We start from the raw sequence: 984 nt of genomic DNA on the forward strand, positions 1-984 counted from the left end.
TCTTTACCTGATTTTCGCTGGATAAAGCGAACGTGGCCCCTTATTTTTTTTGGCTCCCGCCCGCACCAACCTGGAATCCATAATGAGCCATGTTTTTTAGGCATGTTAAACCTCGGTTAGTATCCTAAGCCGGCGAAGCCGGAACCAAAGAGGGAGAAGCTGTGGTCATAGCGCAAACAGTTGAGTGGAGACAACCATGACCGAGATGCTGACGGATCGCTATGAAGAGCGTCTTGCTGGAGTGCTTTCCTGCTATGACCGGATCGTGATTACGGGCACCTTGCCGGGTGCTTGCTACGCGGCGGGAATGACGAGTTTTCTCAACGCTCAGCACATCCGGATTTTTGACTACCCGCGCTTTGCGGAACCGTTGCGTGAGCGTATCCGTGAAGGAGCACAGGCTCTGGCGGCGCAACAAGGGGTACAGATCCAGCACATTTCTCAGACGCACGTCCGGAAGGAAGACGTCGTTGCCGCGGTGATCAAGGAACGTGGCGATCACCCAGGATTGGTGCATATCCTCTCCGCGATGGAAGCGTGCGACGCCTACGAGCCTTGGCACGACAAACGCACACATCAAACCTTCCTGCGCCATACCTCGGGCAAGTGTCTGCACTACTACTTCTATTTCATCGACGAGACACTGGGCTTGACCTTCCTGCGCGTGCCTACTTGGTGCCCGTTCCGGCTTCAGTTCTACTGCAATGGTCACAGTTGGCTGGCGCGTTCGCTGACGGCTGCAGGCATCGGCTACACCACGGCCGACAACGCTTTCATCCGCATCGACGACTGGGAACGGGCTCAGCAACTTGCGGATGGTTTCTCCCCGGACACTCTGCATGCGATTCTGGACGGCTACACCCAGCAGTGCTGCCCGGTGCTCGATGTCTTTGGCCAGACCTATCACTGGAGCCTGATGCAGGTTGAATACTCTACTGATCTGGTGTTTCGTTCCGAAGAGATCCTCAAGCCGCTCTACGAGGC

At 55.9% G+C, this 984-nt stretch carries 1 pseudogene; it reads left to right on the forward strand.

Annotated features, from left to right (window positions below):
• Positions 1-196: 196 nt before the first annotated feature.
• A pseudogene (locus tag CAPSK01_RS18220) lies at positions 197-984 on the forward strand (MarR family transcriptional regulator); the annotation flags it as partial.

The sequence above is a fragment of the Candidatus Accumulibacter vicinus genome, from assembly GCF_000584955.1.
GTDB classification, from domain to species: Bacteria; Pseudomonadota; Gammaproteobacteria; order Burkholderiales; family Rhodocyclaceae; genus Accumulibacter; species Accumulibacter vicinus.